Here is a 943-nt window from a genome sequence, read left to right on the forward strand (position 1 = left end):
CAAAAAGCCTGCCTTCGCAGGCAGGCTATTTCTTATTCATCATTCGATAGCTTAATCGGTCCGCCAAGCGCGGGAACATCTGGTACCACTTGGCCCCTACGCCGGCGATCCAAGGCAGGTTGACCTCCGTCGTGCCTTTCTCCGCCGCCTTTACCATCGCTTTGGCGACGCGTTCCGGCTTCAGCATCATCCATTGCACGTTCTTGACGTATCCTCCGCTGGGATCGGCAATCTCAAAAAAGGGCGTATCAATCGGTCCCGGATTAATCGTCGACACGGTGATGCCGTGCTCCCGGACCTCCTGGCGCAACGCGCTCCCAAAGCCAACGACCGCATGCTTTGTCGCGGTGTAAGCCGTCGATTTGGCCGTGCCAATCTTGCCGGCCATCGAAGCGACATTGACGATACGTCCGGAACGGGCCGCCTTCATGGAGGGAAGCACCGCCTTCGTGCACCGAACCATACCTATGTAATTAACGTTCATCATCTCGGCAAATTCGGATACCGGCATTTCATCCAGGTATTCGAATTTGCCGTATCCCGCATTGTTCAGCAGGACATCCACCCGTCCGAACTCCGCCAGGACCCGTTCGAAGCCTTCCTTCACGGAAGCGTCGCTGCCGACGTCCATCTCGAGCACTAGATACGGACCTGTCATCTTCGCCGATACCTGCTTCAGCTTGTCCGCATTCCGGGCAGCCAATACGACAACCGCCCCGCGCTCCGATAACATCTGCGCCGCCATCGCGCCAATTCCGCTGGATGCACCCGTCATTACGACGATTTTGCCCTCTAACGACATACCCACTCTTAACTTCCCTTCGAAAGGTAGTTCAAAAAGTCATCTTTGGATCACGAAGCAAATTCTCAGTAGTTCAAAAAGTCATCTTCGGATCACGAAGCAAATTCAGAGAAGTTACTCGACATCGAATCTTGAACTCAG

General features: G+C 54.5%; 1 protein-coding gene. It reads right to left on the reverse strand.

What is annotated here, in order from left to right; translation table 11 throughout:
- Positions 1–25: 25 nt before the first annotated feature.
- On the reverse strand, positions 26–802 hold the full coding sequence (locus tag MJ257_RS24585; protein ID WP_240271800.1) for an SDR family NAD(P)-dependent oxidoreductase: 777 nt from the start codon (positions 800–802) through the stop codon (positions 26–28).
- Between the last annotated feature and the right edge of the window lie 141 nt (positions 803–943).

The organism is Paenibacillus timonensis, from assembly GCF_022427145.1.
Taxonomy (GTDB): Bacteria; Bacillota; Bacilli; order Paenibacillales; family Paenibacillaceae; genus Fontibacillus; species Fontibacillus timonensis.